This is a genomic window from Ruegeria sp. C9 (assembly GCF_056537585.1).
This window is the reverse complement of sequence record NZ_JBQFRU010000006.1, coordinates 283,631-308,068: the sequence shown is the minus strand read 5'-3', so window position 1 is coordinate 308,068 and position 24,438 is coordinate 283,631. Positions and strand designations below refer to the sequence as shown.

21 protein-coding genes and 1 pseudogene are annotated in these 24,438 nt (G+C 53.7%); 6 read left to right on the top strand and 16 right to left on the bottom strand.

The window, feature by feature from the left end; genetic code table 11:
* Positions 1 to 233 precede the first annotated feature (233 nt).
* Positions 234 to 1,256, bottom strand: coding sequence for a permease (locus tag ACR0NE_RS17260; RefSeq protein WP_170597719.1), 1,023 nt, complete (start codon positions 1,254 to 1,256; stop codon positions 234 to 236).
* 85 nt (positions 1,257 to 1,341) lie between these two features.
* On the opposite strand from ACR0NE_RS17260, the gene ACR0NE_RS17255 reads away from it, so the two are divergent.
* Positions 1,342 to 2,199: a LysR family transcriptional regulator gene (locus ACR0NE_RS17255; protein WP_170597717.1), complete on the top strand. Its 858-nt coding sequence runs from the start codon at positions 1,342 to 1,344 to the stop codon at positions 2,197 to 2,199.
* Positions 2,200 to 2,668: 469 nt separating this feature from the next.
* Here the strand turns inward: ACR0NE_RS17255 and ACR0NE_RS17250 are convergent, their stop codons facing one another.
* The 5 genes from ACR0NE_RS17250 to ACR0NE_RS17230 form a co-directional block, all read right to left on the bottom strand.
* A complete protein-coding gene (locus ACR0NE_RS17250; RefSeq protein WP_170516058.1) occupies positions 2,669 to 3,340 on the bottom strand; it encodes a response regulator transcription factor in 672 nt (223 codons plus the stop codon).
* A gap of 99 nt (positions 3,341 to 3,439) precedes the next feature.
* Entirely contained in the window at positions 3,440 to 5,023 is a 1,584-nt protein-coding gene (locus ACR0NE_RS17245) for a sensor histidine kinase (protein ID WP_170597715.1), read from the bottom strand.
* Position 5,024: 1 nt separating this feature from the next.
* Entirely contained in the window at positions 5,025 to 6,554 is a 1,530-nt protein-coding gene (locus ACR0NE_RS17240; protein WP_170597713.1) for an ABC transporter ATP-binding protein, read from the bottom strand.
* Complete coding sequence (locus tag ACR0NE_RS17235) at positions 6,551 to 7,615, bottom strand: DUF1611 domain-containing protein (protein WP_170597711.1); 1,065 nt, start codon at positions 7,613 to 7,615, stop codon at positions 6,551 to 6,553. Before ACR0NE_RS17235 ends, ACR0NE_RS17240 begins: the two co-directional genes overlap by 4 nt.
* A gap of 225 nt (positions 7,616 to 7,840) precedes the next feature.
* Entirely contained in the window at positions 7,841 to 8,212 is a 372-nt protein-coding gene (locus ACR0NE_RS17230; protein WP_170597709.1) for an EF-hand domain-containing protein, read from the bottom strand.
* 1,142 nt (positions 8,213 to 9,354) lie between these two features.
* Between ACR0NE_RS17230 and ACR0NE_RS17225 the strand changes: the two genes are divergently transcribed.
* The 5 genes from ACR0NE_RS17225 (at position 9,355) to ACR0NE_RS17205 (ending at position 14,371) form a co-directional block, all read left to right on the top strand.
* Entirely contained in the window at positions 9,355 to 9,882 is a 528-nt protein-coding gene (locus ACR0NE_RS17225) for a roadblock/LC7 domain-containing protein (protein WP_480439453.1), read from the top strand.
* Positions 9,883 to 9,993: 111 nt separating this feature from the next.
* Entirely contained in the window at positions 9,994 to 10,671 is a 678-nt protein-coding gene (locus ACR0NE_RS17220) for a response regulator transcription factor (protein WP_170597707.1), read from the top strand.
* Entirely contained in the window at positions 10,658 to 12,064 is a 1,407-nt protein-coding gene (locus ACR0NE_RS17215) for a sensor histidine kinase (RefSeq protein ID WP_170597705.1), read from the top strand. Before ACR0NE_RS17220 ends, ACR0NE_RS17215 begins: the two co-directional genes overlap by 14 nt.
* A gap of 219 nt (positions 12,065 to 12,283) precedes the next feature.
* Positions 12,284 to 12,445 (top strand): hypothetical protein, encoded by a 162-nt coding sequence (locus tag ACR0NE_RS17210; RefSeq protein ID WP_170516072.1) that lies wholly within the window; start codon positions 12,284 to 12,286, stop codon positions 12,443 to 12,445.
* Between the two features lie 561 nt (positions 12,446 to 13,006).
* On the top strand, positions 13,007 to 14,371 hold the full coding sequence (locus tag ACR0NE_RS17205; protein WP_170516074.1) for a sensor histidine kinase: 1,365 nt from the start codon (positions 13,007 to 13,009) through the stop codon (positions 14,369 to 14,371).
* Positions 14,372 to 15,532: 1,161 nt separating this feature from the next.
* Here the strand turns inward: ACR0NE_RS17205 and ACR0NE_RS17200 are convergent.
* The 10 genes and pseudogenes from ACR0NE_RS17200 to ACR0NE_RS17155 form a co-directional block, all read right to left on the bottom strand.
* Positions 15,533 to 15,706: pseudogene (locus ACR0NE_RS17200) on the bottom strand (IS3 family transposase); the annotation flags it as partial.
* Between the two features lie 349 nt (positions 15,707 to 16,055).
* Positions 16,056 to 16,436, bottom strand: a complete 381-nt coding sequence (locus tag ACR0NE_RS17195) for a transposase (RefSeq protein ID WP_170597703.1) — start codon at positions 16,434 to 16,436, stop codon at positions 16,056 to 16,058.
* A 147-nt stretch (positions 16,437 to 16,583) separates the two neighbouring features.
* Positions 16,584 to 17,681, bottom strand: a complete 1,098-nt coding sequence (locus ACR0NE_RS17190; protein WP_170567383.1) for a M56 family metallopeptidase — start codon at positions 17,679 to 17,681, stop codon at positions 16,584 to 16,586.
* Positions 17,668 to 18,063 carry a BlaI/MecI/CopY family transcriptional regulator gene (locus ACR0NE_RS17185; protein ID WP_170567382.1) on the bottom strand — a complete coding sequence of 132 codons (396 nt, stop codon included), beginning with the start codon at positions 18,061 to 18,063 and terminating at the stop codon, positions 17,668 to 17,670. Before ACR0NE_RS17185 ends, ACR0NE_RS17190 begins: the two co-directional genes overlap by 14 nt.
* 66 nt (positions 18,064 to 18,129) lie before the next feature.
* Positions 18,130 to 18,531, bottom strand: coding sequence for a DUF2160 domain-containing protein (locus ACR0NE_RS17180; protein ID WP_170597701.1), 402 nt, complete (start codon positions 18,529 to 18,531; stop codon positions 18,130 to 18,132).
* Between the two features lie 8 nt (positions 18,532 to 18,539).
* The gene (locus ACR0NE_RS17175) at positions 18,540 to 19,337 is read right to left on the bottom strand and encodes a carbohydrate ABC transporter permease (RefSeq protein WP_170597699.1); all 798 of its coding nucleotides are present in this window, start codon (positions 19,335 to 19,337) and stop codon (positions 18,540 to 18,542) included.
* Complete coding sequence (locus ACR0NE_RS17170; RefSeq protein ID WP_170392846.1) at positions 19,334 to 20,197, bottom strand: carbohydrate ABC transporter permease; 864 nt, start codon at positions 20,195 to 20,197, stop codon at positions 19,334 to 19,336. Before ACR0NE_RS17170 ends, ACR0NE_RS17175 begins: the two co-directional genes overlap by 4 nt.
* Positions 20,194 to 21,270, bottom strand: coding sequence for an ABC transporter ATP-binding protein (locus tag ACR0NE_RS17165; protein WP_170597697.1), 1,077 nt, complete (start codon positions 21,268 to 21,270; stop codon positions 20,194 to 20,196). Before ACR0NE_RS17165 ends, ACR0NE_RS17170 begins: the two co-directional genes overlap by 4 nt.
* 1 nt (position 21,271) lies before the next feature.
* On the bottom strand, positions 21,272 to 22,321 hold the full coding sequence (locus tag ACR0NE_RS17160) for an ABC transporter ATP-binding protein (RefSeq protein WP_170597695.1): 1,050 nt from the start codon (positions 22,319 to 22,321) through the stop codon (positions 21,272 to 21,274).
* Positions 22,322 to 22,402: 81 nt separating this feature from the next.
* On the bottom strand, positions 22,403 to 24,142 hold the full coding sequence (locus ACR0NE_RS17155) for an ABC transporter substrate-binding protein (protein ID WP_170424638.1): 1,740 nt from the start codon (positions 24,140 to 24,142) through the stop codon (positions 22,403 to 22,405).
* Positions 24,143 to 24,438: the final 296 nt, after the last annotated feature.

The window sequence follows — 24,438 nt, the reverse complement described above, 5'->3', positions numbered from 1 at the left end:
CCTAATACCATTTTGGCGGTAGGGTTTGAGGTTGTGGGCGTTTTTTCAAAATGCTGGATTGGGCGGTTTTGCGACTCTCGCGACCATTGGGGGCAGGCAGTTACCTTCTGATAGAGGCGTTTGATTATGTTAAGGACGACCTACCCCGGACGTTCAACTCGAGTTTTGAGATTTCCGTGTTGGCGGGCAGAATAGCCATTCTTTGACCGCGTGCATTTAATTGGCGTTGGCTCTTAGACGATCCACTCAAAGGCATACCCGGCTCCAATCGACCCGAAGACAGCAAGCAACAGATATAACATGAATGGCTTCAGTTTGAGCACCGGTGCGATGGCCATTGCACCCCAGATGCTGACTACGCCACCCGATACAAGGAAAGCCATCGCTGCGCCTTCGGACATGCCGTTGTCGATCAGCCCTCGCGTCAGTGGGAGTGCCGCGTACCCGTCGATATAGGCTGGGGCACCAATGAAGACAGCGGCGGGTATGGCCCACCATTTGTCTTCCCCGACATATACTGCTAGCGATCCGGGCGTCAGTGCCGTGTTCAGGGCGTACTCGGCTGCAAACGCCGGTATCAGGCAAATTAGGATAAGCCGACTGGTTGCCGAGAACTGTTTGCCAAAGGAACGTCGTCTCGCCTCGGACCTCCATACCCAAGGATCAAAGGGCTGACCTTCGCCGCATCGCGCAGCACTTAGTTGGCGAGCGAGATCATTATCGCGAAGCGCATTCATTGCCCAAGGCGCCCTGGAAAATAGCCCGGTAATCGCCCCCCCGAATACACCCAATCCGAAAGCTGCAAGAGTTTTGCCAATCGCAAAGCTCAGACCCAATGTTGCGGCGGTGGTCGCGAGCATCGCCGGGTCCGTTATCGGAGAGGACAGCCAGAATGCCATGATCGGTGCAAGCGGTACACCTGCAGCCAGCAACCCAGCCATTAACGGCAACACTGTAACACCGCAGACGGGCGTAACAGCTCCGATCAGCGACGCGGCCAACACCGATCGAAATGTCCTGCCCTCAAAGGCAGCAGCAATATGAGTGTCCGCGCTGCTGGCAATGATCCAGGCCGCAAGGATGATACCCGGAATGACGATTGGGGCGACGACAATCAAGCCCAAGACGACAAACTTTACAGCGTTTGCCGCGTGTTCCGGCCAAACAAGACAGACACCCGACAACAGCACCAGAGAAACGCCCCACATCAGATTTTTCCGGGTAGATGGTCGATGGGCAGCGGTTTGATCGGACATTACCTACTCCTTTGAACTTGAAAATTAGAGTGGCACGAGCCATCTTTGAAACGAATAGTTTCAATTTCAGATATTGGAAAAACAGATGGAGAATCTGGATAGCGATCTTTTGCGAACCTTCGTCGCCGTGGCTGAGGCTGGCAGTGTCACGGATGGTGCAGCTCGTATCCACCGGTCCCAATCTGCAACGAGCCTTCAGATCAAACGCCTGGAATCCATTCTGGGCCGCCCTGTTTTTGATCGGCATGGTCGCGGGGTTGTGTTGAGCGATGCGGGGCAGACGTTGCTGTTCGTTGCGAAAGACGTGACGGCCCGCCTCGACGCGGTACAGCGGGAGATTTCACACAATTCTGTGAGCGGAAAACTACGCTTGGGCATACCCGACGATCACGGGCGCGCCAAACTCGCGACGATTATTGCGGCGTTTACCAGTCATCATCCTAAAGTCGAACTGGAGGTCACCTGCGCCTTGAGCGCACATTTTCCTGATGCGCTCGACAAAGAGCTGTTGGACCTTGCGGTTTACGAGGTTGAAACTCCATCTGGTTTTGAGGAACTCCTTTATGAAGACCCGACTTGTTGGGTGTCTTCGGCACATCGGGATTTTTCAGCCGATGAAGTCCTACCAGTGGCCCTTTTCGATGAAGCGTGTTGGTGGCGCGACGCTGCAATCAGTTCGTTACAAGCCCGCAGAAAGCCATACCGTATCGTCTATTCGAGCCAAAGCGTTTCTGGCGTGATTGCAGCGGTAGAGGCAGGGATCGCGGTTGGATTGTTGGGCCGGTCGTCGCTTCACATCGGGCTATCCGTGGTCAACGAGACATTGGGATTTGGTAGCACACCTGCCTCCAAACTTGTGATGACTTCAGGCAGACCGAAAGGGCATGGGCCGCAGGACGCAATGAAAGCTGCTATTCGAACGGCATACTTGTCCAGAGCATGATGGGCCGTTCTAGCCCTTTTCCAACCTTCTTTGCATGAAGGATCAATGGCCGCTTGCAGGTGAATTGAAGCAATGGACGTTGGGCGCGATGATTAGCTGACCACTCAACCAAAGATCGCTTCACAAAATTCTCTATGCCATCACGTATGTCATCCAAATGAACGGTCTGCTGGCGGAAGATGGTGAGATCGGTCAATAAACGCTGCATCAGGTACTGATGCTGAACAGAGCTGTCACGGCAGCCTTTGGGGAGGGCAAGAAAGTATTAAGCAGCGCCAACGAAAGTAGTCTGACTCGCCACATGTCGCGCTTTCTTCTGGCGAGGCGGCGGTGGGTCCAATCGTGGGAGGGCAATGTCTTAACCTGTCTGAATGCCGGGAATGTCGGCTATGAACAAACGTGACCATCTTCTAGAATACTGAACTTGTCGCGGCCAACTAACCTACAGACTAAGTTCTCAGTGTGCTGGTCAACTCATCCTATACCCAACATTTCTAAGCGTAACGATCCGCTGACCCTCGCTTCCAATTTTGCGCCGTAGGCGACCAACGTAAACATCGACGACGTTGGTTAATGGATCTTCGTTCATGCCCCATACGGAGTTTAGGATGCGCTCTCGGGACAGAACCCGACCCACATTTGTTAGAAATAGTAGAAGAAGATCGCGTTCTTTTTTAGATAACTGAACCTCCTTGCCAGCCACGGTCACGTGAAGGGAGCGTCTGTCAAAGCTCAGGGTTCCGCATTTGATGACGGTGTCTCCGAGATCGCTGGCATAATTGTTGGCGCGCCGGTGCAGGGCTTCAATGCGCGCGATGAGTTCGTCGAAGTCAAACGGTTTCGGAAGATAGTCGTCAGCGCCAATTTTCAATCCTTCGACCCGTTCTTCGGGGCTGTCCAATGCGGTTAGCATCAGGATGGGGATTTTGGATTTACGGGCGCGCAACTTGCGGCAGACATCCTGCCCTTGAATTCCCGGCAGCATCAGATCCAAAAGGATGACATCGTATTCGCCTGTGGTCACGTGCTCTAGAGCTTCTTCCCCGCTTGAGGCATGATCGACGGTCCAGCCTTCTGCGGACAAACCACGACGGATGAAATCGGCAACGCGTACCTCGTCTTCCACAAGTAGAATATTCATGTCAGCCTCAATTCGCTCGGTGCTTCAATCCATCACAATGCCAAAAGGAGTATGGCCGCTTCGGTTCTGGAAACAGAAATTCAGATATACAAAAAAACATCAGCCCATCTCTCGCCACGTATCTGATTGCACAACTTTCATCCGTGGCCCTTTGGGCAGTGTTAAGACAATTTTCAAACCACCCTTTCGACGGTCCTGAAGGTCAACGGTTCCACCATGGGCCTCGACAATTGATTTGACGACTGGAAGGCCAAGACCGCTGCCCTCGATTCCCTGACCCGAGGCGTTCGAACCCCTATAGAAGCGGTTGAACGCCTGGGACTTTTCTGCAGCGCTTAAACCGGGCCCGTTGTCTTCGATTGTAATTGAGCATGAGGCGAGGCCCTCTTCCAGCTTGGCCTCGATCGTAGGACCGCCATAGCGCCGGGCGTTTTGCAGCAATGCCAAAAGGGACTGGCGCAGGCGAACTTCGTCGACCGAAGCGACAACTTTGTCCTTGGGCGTTTCAACCTGAACCGGCTCAGGGAACATGGCGATGGCATCGTGCAATATCTTTCGCAAGTCGGTCTTCCTGCGATCAAGCCGAAGCTGACCCGCCTCGAACCTTGCCACCGTCAACATATCGTCGACGATCTGATTGGTGTGCTTGGCAGAATCCCGGATACGGGCCAGGGAATCTGAGACTTCTTCGGACAGCTTGTCAGATGTCCTTAATGTGACATCGGCCTCGCCAAGTATGATCGCCAGTGGCGTGCGCAATTCGTGGCTTATGTCGGCCATCAGCTGTTTGCGGTTTTCTTCCCCGGTCTCAAGTTTGTCGATGAGTTGCTGGAGCTCGGACGTTCTTGCCGCGACGGTTTGTTCAAGTTGTCTTTTTTGTTCCGCGCGGCCGGCTTCACGTGCGGCCAAACCTTCGGCCATGCTATTCAGAACGGTACCGAGTTCCCTGAACTCGCGACTGCCACCAAGCCTCACAGGCTCAGAGTAGTCGGCCCTGCGCAGATGGCCGATACCTTCGGCAAGTCGGATCAAAGGCTTCCTGATCTGACGATTGAATGACACGAGGGCCACCAGAAGCACTCCAATGGCAGCTGCCACAATCATGTAGACCAATCGTTTGTTCCATTCCCTGAAAACCGTGGCCTCTGTCAGAACGTCTTCGACTTCCTCGATCTCTTCATCAAGCGCGGATTTGATTTTTCGGTCAAGTTCGTCATCGATGTCTCCGTCCAGAAGGGCTGCCAGACGTTCGATGCGAACAAAGGTTTCAACCGGGCTGCCTTCTGCTGTGAGGCTGGCAATGGCTGCATTCACGGATTCAATGTCGTCCTCAATCTGATCGAGCAGTTCCAGCTCTTCGATTTCCTCGTCGCCAACCATTTGGATTTCGCGCGCGATGACATTTCGAATGTCTTCAAGAGTTTTCGCGATTTTAACTTGCAGCTCTGCTTCCCGGGCACCGTCATCCCGATCCCCGATCAGAAGCGCGTCGCCATGTTGTTTGAACAGGCGGTAAAGGTCTGCCTCAAGCCGGAGATGGAGCCCATAAGATTCTTGGGCCAGCAATATCCGGGCGTCCCACCAACGGGTTTTTTCCAGACTGTAGAGGGTCAATCCCGCAAGCCCGCACAGAAACCCGACGAGAACAGCGGCGTATACTCCAAACAGGGTGGATGAGCGCATATCAAATGACCTTTGAATTCTCATTCAGATTAGAGGTGACGTGATCATCGGCCAATATTATCGTTGCCGACGAAAGCTCTTGAAACGCCGCGAGCAGTTCAGCTTGTTGATGTCGGCAGGCAGCCCACCTGATTGAGGAGATTACAACAACTTCGGCCTCGCACAGTACAGCGCGCGCAAGATCTAGCCGCAAAGTTTGATCAGATGACAGCCCGTGGCCGTTTTCAGCGATACGTTGGTCAAGACCTTCGGGGGCCATGAGCAAGTCGGATAGACCTAATTGCCTCAGCACTTTCGCGATCCTGCGGTCGCTGGGCCGTTTCCGGCACATCAAGGTTGCGGATCGGCGCAAACTGCCCTGAAGCCCGATATGGGCGTCTCCGATGAACGCGAGTTTTGGTGGAATTTGATGCTCACCATAGCGCACTTCAATGCCGTCATAAGTGTCAAAGCCCGCGATACATCGCGCGAGCTTACTGGCGTACGGTCCCGTCAACTCTGAGGTCCTGTTCGGTTTGGCAACAAATGTGAAAGGTGCTTCGTCAAGTTTTCCGGTGACGTTAATGACTATGGCATCGGTTTGTTGTGCGACGTTTCGATTGACCGTTGGCTCCGAAAGAAGCCGTTGAGCTTTCTCGCGCGCAACGCGCCAGGCACAGTGAAGATCCCAAGCACTCGCGAGATTTTGTAACGGAAGCGCGATCAATGCCATCACAGCAAGGCAGGCCGCAACGGTCGCAGGGGCGATGCCTGTTTGGCCAGCTTGCCAAAGCATCAAGAGACTCACGAATGCTACACCCAATCGCAGGATCGCCTGAAGGCCAACCACGCGGCCACGGCGTGCCAGCGCATCATGGCGCAGCGTTGCACCTTGCGTGTCTAGCTTCTGTAATTCGCGGTCTGTCCTGCCCATTAGGTCGAGTTCAGGGGCAATCGCAATCCGCTCGATCATGGAGATCGCAATGCTGGCCCGGCGCCGGCGCAGTCTTCGGTGCCTATGCTCAAGATGCCAGGCCATTGCCGCTGCTAGCAGCAGAGTCAGACCAAGTGCTGCCATTCCACTGACCGCAAGTACGGGATTTAGATAAAATAGAATGGCTGCGGCGCCTGGGATTATTACTGCCGCAGAACAGACGCTTGGTAAACCGCGTCCAAACCAAATGCGGGCTGCTGACAAATCACCAACAAACCTTAAGGACAGCGCGCCGACTCGGCGTCTCTCATGGCGCGATTTGGGAAGTTTTGCGATCTGCTGATAGAGCGCACGCCGCAATGAGATCGCATAGCTTTGGCCGAGCGCTTCCGCACGATATCGGCACAGGAACAGACAGGCGGCAGTGCCTACACCGGAACCGGCCAATTGCAATACGGTCTCTATGGCAAGCGCATGTCCCGCGTGTATCGCCCCAAACGCGTCCCGTGTCGCGAAAGCAGCAAAGGCTAGTGCAACCGCTTGAAAGACACTGCTTGATACCACGAGGACCGCATCGATGATGCGATCCCGTGTGGCCAACCTGGGGAGGGGGGTCATGCGGCCACGTTCTCTGGTTCATGCCGCATCAGGGGGGCAACATGTTGGGCGATCATTGCAGGCGACCAAAGGTCTTCACGCGACAGGATCGGGCACCCGGTGGCTTCAAGCGCTTCGGCCGAGGCGAGGGGTGAGCAACTTACCTTCCCAGAAATCGCAAATGGGCTTAGCCCAACCCGTTTAAGCACGGTGACGCCGCCTAATGCGCTCAGCGCATCTGGTGCTGCAAACAGGATGCCATCCAGACGATCCCGAATGCGTGAGGATCGGAGTATTGCGCGGGTTTCCTGTTGGAATACGCCATCTGCGATTTCTACAACCACCACCTCGGCCCCTCGCGATGCGGCTGTCGCGACCAGAGTGTCAAAGCCGGTTTCGATCTTCTCCAGAGGCATCCGATAGGTTGATGCCATCCCGACATCCGTAAAATCAAGCGCGGGCGCGCCTGCATCCTCAAAATTGTTGAAATCGCCAAAGGCCCCGGTGCCTGTGGCTTTGACACCCGACGCAGAATACCCCGCACGCGTCAAGCCATGCCCCAGGCTTGACGCAGCAGTTGTCTTGCCGGAATTCATCGATGCCCCAAAAACGCCGATAACAGTCACTTGGTTATTGGCCGGCAATTGGGGCAGAGCATAGTCCGCGATATTGATCACCCGATTTTTAGCGTCGGTGAGAAGGCCTAGGGTTTTCAGCCGTGTGGGGTCCTCCATACGGATATGCGCGGCATCCACCCGGCCCGCTACGCCGCCGCCCGCAACCAGATCGATGAGATCATCGTCGACAACGGCACTGGCAAGAAACTGGTCTGGCGCATAGCGATCACCCAGGCACAAAACAACAAAATCGCCTGGATAGCTGGTCGAAACACGCCGTTCGGCTAGCTGTATTTTCTTGTGGTGCCCGATCTCGACGATCTCGCAGAGGATCAGATCACCTGCTTTTGCGTTGCTCATCTCAGTGCTGAGCCCGTGAACATCCGACCGATCAACGCGGCGGGTTGTGAATGCCCATTTTGCGATTTCACAAGCGCTGAGGGGGATTGGGGGAAACTGTTTCATGTTTTGCTCCGTGGCTGACGTGTCCATGGTTTCATCTTGTCAGCACCGTGTGAGAAAGGTTGCAAAGGTGCATGAAGGGACGTGGTGCGATTGAATGAACAGCAGATGAACGCGATGTTTGAGCGGGGGAATTGGGCGCGGGCTTAGATTCGTAGCGGCCCCAAAATCCCGGGTTGGCAGAGAAAGACGGATTGAGCTAAACACCCAACGTCGGGTGGCCGGCGATCAGTCGTCATCGCCGTCATCATCCCCATTGTCGTCCCCGCTATCATCTCCACCGTCATCATCACGGTCGTCACCGCCACCCTTTCTGCCAGAGCCGGCATTGCCGTCATCTCGCTCTCCTCCGTTCCGATTTCCCCGATCTTCACGCTCGTCTCGATCATCATTCTTCCTGTCCGAGCTTTGCCGTAATTCCCTGATCGTAATGCGGCCGTCACCATTTTGGTCGATATCCTCAATCAATCTGCGCGCACCTGCTTCTCCGAATGCAGCCACAAGTTCATTGAAACTAAGAACGCCGTCAGAGTTTGTATCGACAGAGCGAAAGCTCGCTGTCTGTGCAGTGGCTTTGCCCGATAGACCAATCCCGATCATCAAGATAAGAGCGAAAATGAACGAATAGAACGTATGGCCGGATGTCCTTATTCTGCACTTTGTCGCCTCGCGTCGATCTAACAACAAAGATATCCCTTTAACCGACGTTTGTTCCTTGAGATTCAAGTATTTCTATCTCAGTAGGACAAGATAGCGCGCTCGGATGAAGCGCTGATATTCTGCTGATGAACGTCAGATGAATTTTGGTGACGCTATGGAGTGCTTTGCAGATTGTTTGGCGTGGAATTTAAATTAGCGTTTTCGCTGGCTAAATTTATCAGATGATAAATTAACTATACTTTGCAGCCGCGTGAGTTATCGGGTCCGATATGTTTACTTAATGTCAGCTTGCAACAGACCTTCAGTCAGTTCGCTTCCCGACTGAGAGTATTTAATACTTTCGTATTAAGTGCTTCTACCCGAAAAAACCTAGAGGCTTGTCAATTGTTTTTATGGAGCTTGACCAGTTCGTGACAGCTTCTTAGTTGGTTGTACCATCGCATAACTCGTCAGGAAGTCTGGCGACTTTCTTTAATATAACAACAACTTGCTTGCTCTCACCGTTAGAAGGCATACCAAGAGATTCAACGTTAAGCCACAGCCGACGTCTGAATGCTCGCACGGTCAGTTGATCAACCATTTGCTCCGAAGCTTCCATTTTTCGTCAACGTAAAAAATAAATTCTTACAAATGTTTAAGCTTTATGAAAGGTCGGTTAAAACTCTGAATACTCTACGGACCACTTAGTCGTTTGGTAACGAGGCGAAGGTCTGATGCTGAGTTCTGTTTTATCCGTTTTGGCTGGCGTTCTTTTTGAGCTCGGTCATTTGTGGCCCGCATTCCTTCTTGGTTCGGAAAGTGTACTGGCTTTTACAACCAACACTGCCCAATATTTGGCCCTTGCCTGCGTTGTCGCACTGAGTTTTTTGCACAGAGGGCACAATAACTCCCGAGACCCTAGCGCAGTAGTTTTGAAAGTGACATCAGAACCCAAGTGTCTTCCCCGTCAAGGGACAGGCGATCTTCCTTGTTTGGATGACAGATTGGTTGATCAGCTGTTTCTTCACGCCCAAGCAGTTCGAAGAAACAGGCACCCAGTTCGACATTCTACTTCCACGATCACAGCGAGAATTGGATAGCAAATGTCGAGACACAAAGGTGATGCCACCTCTGTGCTGGCCAGATTTGGCGAAAGGTTTGGCTTGGTTCAAAAACTCGTCATTACCATCCCACCTGCAAACAATAGGACTCGTCCAATCAATCAAATGCGCGGTGCGGGTCAGATCAACAATTCTAAGGCCAAAAAGGAGCCAAACATGTCGTTGGACATTTCTAAACTAAGTGAAATCAAAGGTCTTCTGGGGGCGTGCCTCGTCGACAGCGATACAGGCCTTACTTTAGGCACAGAAGGCGGTTCCAAGTTTGATCTTGATACCGCCGGGGCAGCGAATGTTGAAGTCGTCCGTGCCAAACTTCAGGCAATTGAAGCTTTGAAACTTAACGATACCATCGAAGACATTCTGATCACGCTTGGCAAACAGTTTCATCTGGTTCGTCCACTAGACAAAAACCCAAACATTTTTGTGTATGTCGCGTTGGATAAGAAGACCGCCAATCTGGGGCTCGCCCGATTGCAAGTAAAAGCTGTTGAAGAAACGCTCAGCCTCTAGCCTGCAACGAAATGCCAAATGGACTTAGCCATCCCGTTATGGCTGAGTTCACTTAACCCCGCATTGGTAACTGCGATAAACGGATCCAACGGTAATGTCGGAGGTCTTAAAATGAAAGTACTCGTCGCAGAAGACGACAAAAAGACCGCCGAATTTGTCAATTCCGGGCTGAGATCGAACGGTTTCAGTGTGGAGTGGTATGATGATGGTCGAGATGCTCTCTCATATTGTTTGTACAACGAATGTGACGCCATAGTCTTAGACCGTATGTTGCCCGGAATGGATGGTCTCTCTGTTCTCAAGGCCTTGAGGGCCGCGAAGAAACAGACCCCAGTTTTGTTCCTCACATCAATAGGCGACGTTCAGGACAGAGTTGAGGGTTTGACCGAAGGTGCGGATGACTACCTGGTTAAGCCTTTTCATTTTTCAGAACTTCTGGCGCGCCTAAACAGCATTATCAGACGACAGCCGACCGGCATTGCCTCAACTGGGCTTCAAGTCCACGATCTTTCGATGGATCTGCTCAGCAGGGTGGTGAAAAGGCAAGACGTTACAATAGACTTATTGCCCCGTGAATTTGCGCTGTTGGAAGTTTTGATGCGGAATGCCGGTCGGATCGTGACACGCAACATGCTTTTGGAGCAAGTCTGGGACTACAACTTTGATCCAAATTCGACCGTGATTGAAACGTATATAAGTCGCCTTAGGTCGAAGATCGACAAACCCTTCGAGACGCCACTTTTGCACACGTCTCGAAACGTTGGATACAGCATTCATGGGCCGCTCTAGCATTCTCTCAGGTGCTCCGTTCCGATCGGCTTGTTTCGCGGCATTGATAGTCTGGATCATAACTACAGTGTTTGGCTCTGCTGTCTACTTAGCGCTTGCAGACAGGCTTCGCAGTGATCTCCAGCAACAAATCCTCGATGAAGAGCTCCTGCTTCATGAGATTTTACTGGACGGCGGCTCAGAACCAGTTCAGCGAGCAATTGAACATTTGAATAGTCCCATTCGAACTGGGCTTCACGTAGTCGCGCTGTTCGACCAGAACGGTTCATTACTTGCTGGATCAGTTGCGAAAACGCCCGATACGATAGGTTGGCACGAAGTCGATCCGGATTTTTTGCAGATCGGTGGGACCGCGCCCGTCTATCTTCTCCATGTATCAGAGTATCTTGGGTATCGCACAGTGGTCGCTCGCAGCCTGACACCACCTAATCAGGCTTTGAAAACCCTTTGGGAAGGGTTGTTGCTGCTGACGCTTTCGACAACTGCCGCTGTCCTGGGTCTTGGCTATTACTTCAGCGCTCAAGACCATCGAAAACTTCAAAGGATTGAGCGAACCCTCGACCAGGCCTTTCAAGAAGATATCAGCCTTCGTCTTCCCGTGTCAGATACAAGCGACCTAAGCGATCGAATTTGCCATATGATCAACCGACGTCTCGACTGGATTTCGAGCTCACTCAACTGTGCTCAATCCACTGCGGTCACAATTGCCAGCGATTTGAGGAGCCCTTTGTTGAACGGGTTCATGGCTTTACAAAAGGTATATTGCGAAGTTGAGCATGGTGGTGACCCACGACAAGGCCTCGACGATCTAGAGAAAAATCTTAGGCGCATCAGAACTGTCTTCGACACAGTACTCACAGTATCTCAAATCGAGGCTGGCGGGCATGAAGTAAGCTTCCAAACCGTCAATTTGAGTGCACTCGTTGAGAATGTGGCAGAGGCGTTTCATCCGGTTGCGGCGGAAGCAGGTAAACACATCACTGCTGACTACAACGCCGACACGATTTTGATACGAGGCGACGAAGACATGCTGAAACGGCTGCTCGTCAATCTTGTGAACAATTCACTCCGGTTTTGCCCTTCTGGATGTTGGATCAGGATTTCCCTAACGGCCACGACTGAAGCGATACAGCTGATTGTTGAAGACAATGGACCGGGGGTTCCGGATCCACAAATCAGCAAGATTTTTGACGCGTTTTTCCGAGTTGACCACACAAAAAACGACACTGGAAATGGGCTCGGCCTATCGCTTGTTAAGGCCATCGCAATGCGGCACGGCGCACTTATCACCGCAGAAAACAACAAACCGGGCCTGCGGGTATGTGTGAGCTTTGGGAAGCCGCCGATTGCGGCCCGAACACAAGCTGATGATTTGTGCAGCTCAGAATTCTAACCATCACCTAGACCACTCAAACCTGAAAGTTCAACCTCTTTGATCGGAAACACAATGATGAAAAATGCAATATTCCTAGTGGCACTCCTGCCTGCGAGTGCGGCGACTGCGGGCGAGACAGTATTCCAATGCAGGTCAGAAACAAACGGAGAAGTAATCCAGGTTTTTCAGGATGCCGACCTCTCAGAAGCGCGACTAATAGTGCAGGATACAGAAGGCATGGCCTCTGTCGCACACGGTCTGGACGGCATAACATTCATCCACATCAAGCCCGACGAAGTCTGGACGTTGGTGCTCCATTTTCCAACCATGACCTATGAGTTGTCCACTCATGGTGCCACACCAATCGAAGATCACGGACATTGCACAAAGAGTGGATGATCAACACAAATCACTCGGTGTTCATCGGGTAGATCGCAATAACCTTTCAAAAACGTAAGGATGGTGAAAACCCGCTGGCAAGATCACGTTGCAGAAGGTGCTGTCAGGTTCGGAACTGAAGCCGAATACTCGACTGAGGAAGCACTCGTACCCCTTCTTGAGGGTATTACCGGTGCCGTGAAGACACGGACCACTCACTCGTAAGCAAGCTTCCCTCAGTCAAAGCAGCGCGCCCTTCCTCCCCCTCGGAAGGGCGCGTTGTAAGTTCAACTAAACCTGCTTTCTGTTGCTTCCTAATACCGGCCGTGAACTCCTTGTGCGTTGGCTGTCAAAAATGGCTCGATGTGCTCAATCAAGTGCAGCTTGCATGGACGTCAAAGCGTTGACTCTACTGAGCTTCGCTGGGTCCGCATCGCCAGTGTTGCAACACATTCGGCCAAATTCCCCATTTTTCGAATGAAAATGCAGCTAAAACCCTCAGATCACATACTCGATCCGCCAGAACAGGTTCGTCGTTAGCCGAACAACATGGTGACGACACAAAAACCGGACTAAAGAAGAATGAAACGCTCAAACATTGTATCTGGAGCAGCCTTTACTACCGCGTTGTATGCTGCGGTTGTCATACTTCTTTCGGTTGCAGCATTGGCATTTTTGACATTTGAAAGAATTCGTGGCGACTTGCAGCGTGAAATGGACTCGTTGCTAATCGATGAAATGCGTTTCATACAAGAAATTCTGGACGATAACGACAACGATTCCGACGTGGTGCAAGCGATTGATGACGCGACACTCTGGTTGCCGTTCGACACGAGTTTGATTGGTCTGTTCGATAGTCAAGGGAAGCGTCTGGCTGGAAACATCGACGAGTACCCATCCTTTCGAGGCTGGGGGGAAATCGAAGATGATGGCATTAACCTAGGCGGTGAAAAGCGTATCCATCGTGTAAATGTGCAAACCTACCGTGGCTTCGTAATCGTGGTTGGTCGCGATCTTGCATTTGTAACAAGCACACTTCGATCGTTGGCTTGGTCTTTGGTTGCAATCGGATTAGGAGCAACGCTTTGCACGCTATTGGTTGGCTACATCACCAGCATAAGAACATATCGCAAACTTGATCAAATGGCGAAGACGCTCAACAAAGTCTCAAGAGGGGAAGTCAAAGCGAGGCTTCCGGTCGGCAAGAACAATGATCAGATAGACCGGGTTTCAAGGCTAATGAACAGCCATCTCGACAACCTGACTGCTTTGATGTCAACAACACGATCAGCCGCTGCGGCCATTGCGCATGATCTGAAGAACCCGCTCACCCATGCTTACATCACACTTCAGCAAGCGAGGGATTCACTGCAATCGGAGGGTAAATCTGTCGAAGCTATTGACCAAATTCAATCTGAACTTGATCGGCTCAAATGGACCTTTGAAACAGTTTTGCGGATCAATCGCATCGAAGAAGGCAACAGTTCAAAAGCGTTCAGCTATCTGGATTTGAATAGACTGGGTCGAGAAGCTGTTGAGAACATGATCCCGCTAGCGGAATTGAAGGCACAAAGCCTTAGTTTTGTGGAGAACCAATCAGGGCGCACACTAATCGAAGGCGATGAGGGTATGCTAAAACAGCTCTGTGCAAACCTTTTGCAGAACTCAATTGATCATTGTCCAGAGCATTCCAAGGTTCTGCTGATCGTTGAACAAGAAGAAAGCATCGTTACGCTTTCGGTAGTCGACAATGGCCCTGGCGTTCCAGAAAACACACTAGGTAAGCTTTTTGTTCCTTTCTATAAACTGGAAAGTGAACGTAACAGTGTTGGGAATGGTTTGGGGTTGGCGCTAGTGAAAGCTATTGCAGACCACCATTCGTCGCTCTTAACTGCCATAAACAATTCACCTGGGTTGACTGTTTCAATTCAATTCGAAGTTGCGTAAGGGCACTTAAAAGGTGAGCGAACCTATCTTGGTGTTTACGAAACTTGGGACCGAAGAAGGTAGTCGAACAATCAAAGCCGGGAGAGACTGTCTCGAAACAGCGACCGTTCGAGGTGTCGACAGGGCGGGGATGCCCCGCTTTGATGTAATCAGGTAATTCGGCGTTTCTAAACAAACCCAATATCGCTGACGGAAGCAATTCGTCGCGATGGGTGTGGATAAACTAGTGGACCTAGATTGGCTATATAAGAAGAACGAACTGCTTAAACGAGCCGAGTCGGATTTAACGTTGTACAACTTAATCCTGTTGGTGGCTTCAAACGGCAACTTCTAAGGCCGGCTGATCGTTGTGCGTGCATTGACCGTGTGTGCTTCAGGCTCAGCGTCTTGGAAACGCCCCGGTGGCCGACATCGAATACCAGAACCGTTTTGAAATCGGTCTAATCGGTCTTGGTATAGTTGGCTGACTGCCTAAAGCCCGTGCGGCCTGGAATATTGGGCTACTTTGATGTGATGGAAAACCTTTGAGTCGCAAAAGGCAAAACCAGTGTGCCTATCAAAAGTCGAATCACTCAAAATCAATGGCTTACTGGTCGCCGAATGGCAAAACTATGTGTCGCCCTACATTCCTGTTGAACGTCACACGAACCTGACCCAACCGTCACAGTTGGACCAGAAACGGGGTGAACGTTCGACATTAGAAGGCGCCCCCAAAAGTTGGACATCAGTTGAGTTTGATCTTTGCGTCATCAACTTTCACGCCACCCCCATCTCAGACTCCCGCAAACAGTTTGGTTTGATCTGACTTCCCTTTCGGAAAATTAGAGCTGATTTGCAGGCCAGACAGCGAAGCTGCCTGTTCCTGCTAATCTGCCACGTGGCGAACGCGGGAGGGGGCGAGACAACGCTATTCGAAAGGGGTGGTGCGGCCCGCAGGCACAGCCGAGGACACGGCCCTGTCTAAGAGGGTTGCCCGAGGGGGAGGGCCGGGCCCTCACCCTGACGGCTAGGGGAGTTTGGCTTGTCCCAATCCCGCTGGCCCACGAAAGGACGGTGATGGGAAAGAGGGCTTGCTGCTGTTTGCTATTGAACCCGTCTGTCAAACTTCAAAAAATAATTGTGGCAACACAGCGGACTTTCGCTGCGCTTGAAAAACCTGACTAGGCTCTGGGCAGTGCCTTCACAGCGGTGCAGCTCCGCAATGCTGTCCTCACCATTCAGGCCGTCCAGCACGATCCTGATTTGCTCTTCTGCCGAAAAATTCTATCGGGTCACACCGCGAGTGTCCTTTACCACCTTCTCACCGTGGCTATGCTTGGTTCCGGGTTTCTTTATCCTCGCTACTCCTTGGCGGTTATGGTGAGTCCGAAACCCTTCTGTAATCGGGCGCGGTATTGCAAGGACATTGCGCCTGAAAGTGCTTGCTTCTGTCCGTGATCTGCGTGGTGCACTCAAATGCTGCGGTTGGCTCTGACGGGGAAAGCCTATTTCCCTTGCGGCATATATTTTTATCAGGGTTTCTGTCGGCATTTCCCGCGCTGCGTCCTTTCAGGGGCGCCTTCCTCGCGAGGGCAATTTTGGCGCGCTTTGCACCACATCGGGCGGCAACACGCATCGGCCATGCCTTCAACGGAGTCCATCAGGTGGTTCTCACAAGCATCACATGCGCTGCTTCGTAAAGCGTCTATCCCACACTGGCATCGCCGGGCTTGGTATTTGATGTGACTCGATCCGTTTGTCTGGATTGGTTTCGCCATGGCGTCATGCCAAAGCAGGCTCCCACCGACTTAGATGAACGGAAACGTTTGGGTCCCTCAATGGCAACACGGAAGCTCATTGCAACTATGGCGCCGACACCGGGAGTTGTCATAAGGCGACGACAGACATTATCTTTGCGAGACTGATCTCGAACCTGCTTGTCCAATTCAGCAAATTCTTCTGCCATCGCATCACGCGCTGACGGGAGCGGGAAGATTGCCGCCACCAGGACCGGGTTACCTGCGATCATGCACATTGCCGCGCTCTTGACTGAAACATCAAGACCCACGAAATAAGTCTCGGTCATCTCCTTTGAGCTTCAAATCACTACCACAATTTTGGTGAACCGGCCCGATGACCGCATCTCCCTTATCAAATCCACCTAAACTAATCCATTGGCGCCGACGTCAGACACGACTGCATGCCTGATCTGAGACGGCACATTGTTAACCCGTCAGTTCCCTCGATTGCGAGCCTCCAGCCGTTCCAGATTGATGACTGTAGACAGCATCAGCCGATCGTGGCTCCAGTCCTGTGTTTGGCGAACTGATGCTGATCCGATGGCGAGAACTAATGCAAATGAAAGTATCAGTCCAAGAAATACCGCAGGCAGTCGGGTGTCTGCCATCGGCGCTTCGGTCAACGCTAACACGCGCTGCCGCAGTACGTGCTTTGCCTTTGTTCCGTAAACCAGTGCCACATTAAGAACACGTGGATTGTTCAACGTAATCGATCGCGCGCAGAATTCCAGCAAACAGGTCGTATACTCCTTTGAATCTATTCCCTTACGAGACACGACGGATTGGTCACAGGCCAATTCGCGTAGCCGGTCGAATTGGTGTTTGAGCACCAGATAGGCCGGGTTCCAGAACAGCAAAGGTCGCAAAAGCTCGAACCCAAGCTCCCATTCCACGTCATTGGCTCGGATGTGCTGAAACTCGTGCGCCAGGGCAAATCGCAACTCATTTGGTGTGTTCAACAGATGACTGGGCAGCACGACGTGCCGGCGGCGAAGGCCACGCACAGCGAACGGTACGGTAATCCGATCTGACAGGCGAATGTCCACCTTGGCGGATTGCCGCCAAAGAAAACTGGTCGTGATCGCGCTGCGGATGGCCCATGCATCGCGCATCACACGAACTGTCAGCACCGCTGCAATAAGAGCGAATGCGATCAAGGCGCAGTTTGCGGCCATGCTTGCGCCTGCCAGTACGTGGTCCAGCCACCGCTCGCGCGTGTTAAGTAGGGTTTCAAACTGTGCTGCTGGCATGGCAATGTCGCCGCGCAGATAAGCGGCCACGGCAATATCCCCCAGTGCAACAGGTTGCCCCGGCCAGACCAGTCCTGCAAGGCTCGAGACCCCTGTAGCCAAAATGGGGCTGACAAGAACGCAGATACAAAGTGCCTTGAGCAAGCGAAGCTGAGCCACAAATCCATATCGCATCGATGTCCTATCCAGCGCCGCGCGCACTGCCAACCAGATAAAGGCCGACAATCCAAGCACGACATTCAGATCAAGAAACGTATCGAGAACCGGTTTAACCGCTGTCATTTTGCAGTCTCCTCTCTACCAGTGCTCGAATTTCCTCCAAATCATCTTCTGTCAGCCCCTCATCGTCGACCAGCCTTGCAACCAGCGTTGCGGGTGTGTCGTCAAACAGGGTCCGAGAAAGATTCTGCAGCGACCGCGACTGGTACCTGTCCTTTTCCAGCAGGGGTCTGTAGATCAGCGACTTGCCGTTCTTCTCGCTTTCGACGAACCCTTTTTCATCAAGGATACGCAGAATAGTCGCGCCGGATGTATAGGCCAAATTACGATCAGAAGGCAGGCGATCAAGGACATCACGGACCGAACCCTGACCCAGCGCCCAGAGCTCATTCATAAACTCAAGCTCCACTTCGGTCAGTAGATTTGTTGTCTTTTTTTTTCGCATCGATCTCGGAGTCGCCATTTCTTAGTATGCCTGACAGACAAGCATCCTTTCGCTGTTTCTCAAAGCTTAAACTTTCCAGAAGACGAAGACGCCCCAACCGATGGACAGGAAAAGAGGCGTCCATACAGGTTGGCCTACCAGCCCAAGCCAGGCCAGGAAGATATAGGTCGAGCCGAGCAGTGTTATGAACAACCGATCGCCCAACGTGGTTGTCAGACCAAGTACACCGCGACGTTCAAGGCCGTCGCGGAACTTGAACCCTTCCATTAGTCCAATTAGTGCGATGGCCGCGAAGATACCCACGAATACCGCCAACGTCGCCGGGGTCCAGGCCATCCAGAAATCAGGCCAAAGAGGGGCGATCCACGAGAATCCCTTTTCCTCTTGCTGGCCAACATTGCCCCATCCGGCTTGCTGGGCGAATGCCATCGAAGGCAGGAAGGGGAGGGTGAGAAGAAGTCTACGCATATCGAACCTCACACACGGCCCATCGCGAAACCGCGCGCGATGTAGTTGCGGACAAACCAGATGACAATGGCACCAGGGATAATGGTCAGTGTTCCGGCTGCAGCCAGCAGACCCAACTCATACCCCGCGCTGGAGGCGGTGCGGGTCATCACGGCGGCGATGGGCTTGGCCTCGACCGCGGTGAGGGTCTTGGCCAGCAACATCTCGACCCATGAAAACATGAAGCAGAAGAAGGCCGCGACGCCGACACCCGCTTTGATGTTGGGCAGGAAGATCGTCACGAAGAAGCGCGGGAAAGAATAGCCGTCGACATAGGCTGTCTCATCCAATTCTTTCGGGATGCCGCGCATGAAGCCTTCGAGAATCCAGACCGCCAGCGGCACGTTGAACAGCGTGTGCGCGAGCGCCACGGCCAGATAGGTGTCGAACAGGTGGATTGACGAATAGAGCTGGAAGAAGGGCAGCGCGAACACCGCCGCTGGCGCCATCCGGTTGGTCAGCAGCCAGAAGAATAACTGCTTGTCGCCCAGAAACCGATAGCGCGAGAACGCATAGGCCGCTGGCAGCGCTACACAGACCGACAGCACCGTGTTGATCGTCACGTAGATTATCGAGTTGATATAGCCCCAATACCACGTCGGATCGGTGAAGATGGTGACGTAGTTCTCCAGCGTGAAGGTCTGAGGGAACAGGGAAAAGCCCGACAGGATCTCGTTCGTGGTCTTGAAGGACATCGCCACCAGCCAATAGATTGGCAGCATCAGGAACGCGATATAGAGGATCGGGATAATGGACCTCTTCTTCATTGCGCGTCATCCTTTGTCATCAGAGTGTAGAAGACCCAGCTGACCAGCAGCGTGATGGCGAAGTAGATCAGGCTCATCGCGGCCGCAGGGCCAAGGTCGAACTGTCCCAGCGCGATCTTTACAAGGTCGATCGACAGCAAGGTGGTTGAATTGCCGGGGCCACCGCCGGTCAGAACGAAAGGCTCGGTATAGATGTTGAAACTGTCCATAAAGCGCAGCAGAACGGCGATGGTTAGGACAGTCTTCATCTTGGGCAGCTGGATATAGCGAAACACTGACCACGGGCTGGCACCGTCGATCTTAGCGGCCTGATAATAGGCATCCGGGATCGACACGAGGCCCGCATAACACAGCAGCACAACCAGCGACGTCCAGTGCCAGACATCCATGACGATCACGGTGATCCAGGCCGACAGTGGCTGTTGTGTCATGTCATAGTTGATGCCCAGGACGTCATTCAGGAAGTAGCCCAGCAGGCCGATCTTGGGCAGAGTAAAGATATTCCACATCGAGCCGACCACATTCCACGGGATCAGCATCGGCAGGGCCATCAGGACCAGACAGACCGGCACCCAGAACCCTTTGCGCGGCATGGAAAGCGCCACGATGATACCAAGCGGCACCTCGATCAGCAGGATCAGAAAGGTGAACAGGAACTGCCGTCCCAGAGCTGCCTGAAACCGGTCGGAACGCAGGATCTGTTCGAACCAGCCCAGTCCTTCCCAGAAGAACTGGTTGTTACCGAAGGTCTCCTGCACCGAATAGTTGACCACCGTCATCATCGGCACCAGCGCATTAAACGCGACCAGCGCCAGCACCGGCAGGACAAAGAACCATGCTTTTTGGTTTTCCGTTCTCATTGCGTCCGCTCCTCGGTTGCGATCCAGCCGTCGCGGTAGACGCGAGATTGTTCGGGTTTGAATTGCAGGTACACATGTGAGCCAGGGTTGGGCGCATTGTGTTCTGCTACGGCTTTCACCGGCGTATCACCGACCATGGCACTGACCACATAGTGTCGCCCGATATCTGCGACCTTGGTGACATGGGCAGGGATGCCGGTTTCGCCAAAGCTTATATATTCAGGCCGGATACCCAGATCGGTGCGGCCTCCGTCACCGTGGGTCTGGCCTTCCAGCATCACTTCATGGCCTTCGAATAGGGCCCGATCGCCCTTTGCTTCGCACGGCAGCACATTCATGCCGGGTGAGCCGATGAAATGGCCGACAAATGTGTGCTGAGGGCGTTCGAACAGTTCCACAGGGGTGCCGATCTGCACGACTTCGCCTTCCTGCATCACGACTACTTCGTCCGCGAAGGTCAGCGCCTCGGTCTGGTCGTGCGTGACGTAGATCATCGTGGCTTTGACGCGCTGGTGCAGCTCTTTCAGCTTGGACCGCAGTTTCCATTTCAGATGTGGGTCGATAACAGTCAGCGGCTCATCGAACATCACCGCGTTCACGTCGTCGCGCACCAACCCACGACCCATCGAGATTTTCTGTTTGTTGTCCGGGCTCAGACCTGAGGCCCGGGTATTCAACATATCCGTAACGTCCAGCATTTCTGCAATCTCATCGACGCGACGTTTGATCGTTGCCGGGTCAACCCCCCGGTTCTTCAACGGGAAGGCCAGATTTTCGCCCACAGTCATCGTGTCGTAGATCACCGGGAACTGGAACACCTGCGCAATGTTGCGTTGATCTGGGGGCAAGGCAGTAACGTTCTGACCATCGAACAGAATCTGTCCCTCGGAAGGCGTCAGCAACCCCGAGATGATGTTCAGCAGCGTTGACTTGCCGCATCCTGATGGCCCCAGCAGCGCATAGGCGCCGCCATCGCGCCAGGTGACGTCGATTTCCTTCAGGGCGTAATCATGTGGCCCCTTGGGATTGGGGAAATAGCTGTGTCGCAGGTTTGCAAGCTTGATTTGTGCCATGTCAGGCTATCCTTTTGCCGTCTTGGCCGAAATACCGGCAATGGGCCGGGTTCATGTAGAAGCTGTGGTCTTCGCCCACCTGATAGGGATGGACACCCGAGGCCAGGGACACCCACGCCTCATCCCCATGCTGGAAGTGCGCGCTGGAATCCGAGCCCGAAAGCTCGGTCACGATGACACGCCCGGTCAGCTCCACGTCGGCGTCGGAAGAGCGGAACGGGGTCACCCGGTGCGGACGCACGGCGACCAAGTAGTCACCATCGGCTATATCGGTGACTTTCCAGCCACCACCGCCGACCAATTGCGCCTGCGCTTCAGACACAGTGATGCGCGCCACATTGATGGGCGGGTCAGAGAACACACGAGCTGCAGAGATGTTCTCGGGGTTGCGATAGATATCTGAGGTGGGGCCAAATTGGGTGACGCGCCCGTCCTCCATCAAAGCGGTGTAGCCGCCAAGCATCAACGCCTCTTCCGGTTCCGACGTGGCATAGACGACCACGGCCCCGCGCCCGGCGAACAGGTCGGGCAGTTGTTCACGCAGTTCTTCACGCAGCTTGTAATCGAGGTTGGCCAGTGGTTCGTCAAGAAACACTGCGCGGCTTTCCTTTGCAATCGCGCGGGCCAGCGCGGTACGCTGCTGCTGGCCACCTGACAACTCATGCGGACGGCGCTGTAGCATTGGGCGCAACTGCAGCAAGTCGGCGGCCTCTTCGACGCGGCCTTCGATTTCGGATTTTGCCATCCCCGCCACGCGTAAGGGCGAGGCGATGTTGTCGAAAACGGTCATATGCGGGTAGTTCACGAAGAACTGGTGTACCAAACTGATCTGCCGCTTTTGCGTGTTCAGCTTGGTGACGTCCTGCCCGTCCATCAGAACTTTGCCCGAGGCGATCGGGTCCAGCCCGGCCATCATCTTGATCAGCGAGGTTTTGCCCGACCCCGTCGCGCCCAGCAACACGTTGAAATGGCCAGTCTTGAGCGTCAGGTTCGTAGGCTTGATATGGATGACATTGCCAACCCGTTTGGTTGCGTCTTTAAGTTCGATCATGTCCGTGGGTTCCGGTCCTTCAGTGCGTCGCACTGGCCTTGGGGTGGGGATGCCGCACACGGCACCCCCGGTTTCGCTTGCTTACTGAGACTGCCAGCGCTGAACCAGTTCGTCATAGTTGACGGTCTGGCCCTGCGGCTTTTCGTTCTCAAGCTTGGCCTTGGGCGAGCCCGGCTTTTCCAACCAGAAGGCGGCATCCTGCGGCTCGTTCAGACGCGGGCCACAGCCACCGTAGACACCGGCGCTTTCGTCAGCGGCCTGCATCCGGGCCATAGTGATGTCCATCTCTTCTGCCAGACGGTCCATCGCCTCTTGCGGGGTGAAGGCGCCCGAGTTCACGTCACCGATCTGCTGCCACCAGATCTGGGCCAGCTTCGGATAGTCCGGCACGTTGATGCCGGTCGGTGACCATGCCACACGGTCGGGTGAGCGGTAGAACTCGACCAGACCACCCAGCTTGGGTGCGCGCTCGGTGAACGACTCGTGGTTGACCGAGCTGTCGCGGATGAAGGTTAGGCCCACATGGGATTTCTTCACGTCGACAGTCTTGGACGTCACGAATTGGGCATAGAGCCAAGCCGCCTGAGCACGATCCGCAGGCGTCGACTTCAGGAAGGTCCACGACCCCACGTCCTGATAACCAACCTTCTGGCCTTCTTCCCAATAGGGGCCGTGCGGACTGGGCGCCATCCGCCACAGCGGCGTGCCTTCGTCATCCACGGTGTTGTTGCCCTCGGACTTCGGCTTCACCATGTCCGCGGTGAAGGCGGTGTACCAGAAGATCTGCTGAGCCACGTTGCCCTGGCTGAGCGCCGGCAGCGACTGGTAGAAGTCGTAAGACGCCGCTCCTGGAGGCGCATACGCTCGTAGCCATTCATCCCACTTGCGGATCGCATAGACCGCAGCCGGGCCGTTCGCAGCACCACCACGCGAAACGGACGCGCCAACAGGGTTACAGGTGCCCGCTTCCATGCGGATGCCCCATTCGTCGACGGGAACGCCGTTCGGTTCACCCACGTCACCGGCACCGGCCATCGACAGCCAGGCGTCAGTCATGCGCCACCCGAGGTCAGGCGCGCGCTTACCATAATCCATGTGGCCATAGATCGTGGTGCCATCGACTTCTTTCACGTCATTGGTGAAGAACTCGGCGATGTCTTCGTAGGCCGACCAATTGACCGGAACGCCTAGGTCATAGCCGTATTTCTCTTTGAACGCGGCCTTGTTGGCTTCGTCATCGAACCAGTCCTTGCGGAACCAATATAGGTTCGCAAACTGCTGGTCAGGCAATTGATACAGCTTGCCATCAGGGCCGGTGGTGAACTGAATGCCCATGAAGTCATCCAGATCCAGCGTTGGCGAGGTTGTCGCCGCCCAATCACCTTCCATCATATCGGTTAGCGGATAGGCCAACTGCAGGCGCGAATGTGTCCCGATCAGGTCGCTGTCGTTGACATAGCCATCATACAGATTCCGTCCGGTTTGTAGCTGAGTCTGTACGGCCTGAACCACTTCGCCTTCGCCGAGAATTTGGTGATTGACCTTGATCCCGGTTATTTCCTCGAACGCCTTGGTCAGAACCTCGGATTCATAGGAATGTGTCGGGATACCCTCGGACAGGACATTGATTTCCATTCCCGAGTACGGTTGTGCAGCATCGATGAACCACTTCATTTCGGACAACTGTTCGTCCTTCGACAAGGTCGATGGCTGGAATTCGTCGTCGATCCAACGTTGTGCTGCGGCTTCGTCGGCCCAAGCAGGACCATGCCCCGCAATGACGGCCGCTGCCGCCACGGCGGAAAGTAGATGTCTCCGCATCTGTCTCCTCCCAAAGATTATGTGATCCGGTGCAGACCGGATGGCAAACAGCATCGATGATATTCGGCGCTGCTGTCAAACTAATTTTTTAGTAGAAAGGAAGAAGTAGAGTAAACCATTGTTTGATATCAATTATTACCGTTTGCGTTGGAGGATGAACTTCATGGATCACGCCAATTAGCATCAAATACGTGCGCTGCAAACGGCCCATTCCTTCCGTTCGACCCTGGTCACCTTCTCGCGGTGCTGACCGTCAAAGCTGTCGTTCGCTGCAATCGCGAAGCTGGAAAGTAGAC

What these genes read in the sequence shown, in the direction of transcription:
- ACR0NE_RS17185 (WP_170567382.1), bottom strand. Translation starts at nt 18,063, where the DNA reads ATGCGAAAAAAAAAGACAACAAATCTACTGACCGAAGTGGAGCTTGAG.
- ACR0NE_RS17170 (WP_170392846.1), bottom strand. Translation starts at nt 20,197, where the DNA reads ATGAGAACGGAAAACCAAAAAGCATGGTTCTTTGTCCTGCCGGTGCTG.
- ACR0NE_RS17180 (WP_170597701.1), bottom strand. Translation starts at nt 18,531, where the DNA reads ATGCGTAGACTTCTTCTCACCCTCCCCTTCCTGCCTTCGATGGCATTC.
- ACR0NE_RS17260 (WP_170597719.1), bottom strand. Translation starts at nt 1,256, where the DNA reads ATGTCCGATCAAACCGCTGCCCATCGACCATCTACCCGGAAAAATCTG.
- ACR0NE_RS17165 (WP_170597697.1), bottom strand. Translation starts at nt 21,270, where the DNA reads ATGGCACAAATCAAGCTTGCAAACCTGCGACACAGCTATTTCCCCAAT.
- ACR0NE_RS17230 (WP_170597709.1), bottom strand. Translation starts at nt 8,212, where the DNA reads ATGATCGGGATTGGTCTATCGGGCAAAGCCACTGCACAGACAGCGAGC.
- ACR0NE_RS17160 (WP_170597695.1), bottom strand. Translation starts at nt 22,321, where the DNA reads ATGATCGAACTTAAAGACGCAACCAAACGGGTTGGCAATGTCATCCAT.
- ACR0NE_RS17195 (WP_170597703.1), bottom strand. Translation starts at nt 16,436, where the DNA reads ATGACCGAGACTTATTTCGTGGGTCTTGATGTTTCAGTCAAGAGCGCG.
- ACR0NE_RS17205 (WP_170516074.1), top strand. Translation starts at nt 13,007, where the DNA reads ATGAAACGCTCAAACATTGTATCTGGAGCAGCCTTTACTACCGCGTTG.
- ACR0NE_RS17210 (WP_170516072.1), top strand. Translation starts at nt 12,284, where the DNA reads ATGGCCTCTGTCGCACACGGTCTGGACGGCATAACATTCATCCACATC.
- ACR0NE_RS17190 (WP_170567383.1), bottom strand. Translation starts at nt 17,681, where the DNA reads ATGACAGCGGTTAAACCGGTTCTCGATACGTTTCTTGATCTGAATGTC.
- ACR0NE_RS17250 (WP_170516058.1), bottom strand. Translation starts at nt 3,340, where the DNA reads ATGAATATTCTACTTGTGGAAGACGAGGTACGCGTTGCCGATTTCATC.
- ACR0NE_RS17220 (WP_170597707.1), top strand. Translation starts at nt 9,994, where the DNA reads ATGAAAGTACTCGTCGCAGAAGACGACAAAAAGACCGCCGAATTTGTC.
- ACR0NE_RS17255 (WP_170597717.1), top strand. Translation starts at nt 1,342, where the DNA reads ATGGAGAATCTGGATAGCGATCTTTTGCGAACCTTCGTCGCCGTGGCT.
- ACR0NE_RS17175 (WP_170597699.1), bottom strand. Translation starts at nt 19,337, where the DNA reads ATGAAGAAGAGGTCCATTATCCCGATCCTCTATATCGCGTTCCTGATG.
- ACR0NE_RS17225 (WP_480439453.1), top strand. Translation starts at nt 9,355, where the DNA reads ATGTCGAGACACAAAGGTGATGCCACCTCTGTGCTGGCCAGATTTGGC.
- ACR0NE_RS17245 (WP_170597715.1), bottom strand. Translation starts at nt 5,023, where the DNA reads ATGCGCTCATCCACCCTGTTTGGAGTATACGCCGCTGTTCTCGTCGGG.
- ACR0NE_RS17155 (WP_170424638.1), bottom strand. Translation starts at nt 24,142, where the DNA reads ATGCGGAGACATCTACTTTCCGCCGTGGCGGCAGCGGCCGTCATTGCG.
- ACR0NE_RS17235 (WP_170597711.1), bottom strand. Translation starts at nt 7,615, where the DNA reads ATGAAACAGTTTCCCCCAATCCCCCTCAGCGCTTGTGAAATCGCAAAA.
- ACR0NE_RS17215 (WP_170597705.1), top strand. Translation starts at nt 10,658, where the DNA reads ATGGGCCGCTCTAGCATTCTCTCAGGTGCTCCGTTCCGATCGGCTTGT.
- ACR0NE_RS17240 (WP_170597713.1), bottom strand. Translation starts at nt 6,554, where the DNA reads ATGACCCCCCTCCCCAGGTTGGCCACACGGGATCGCATCATCGATGCG.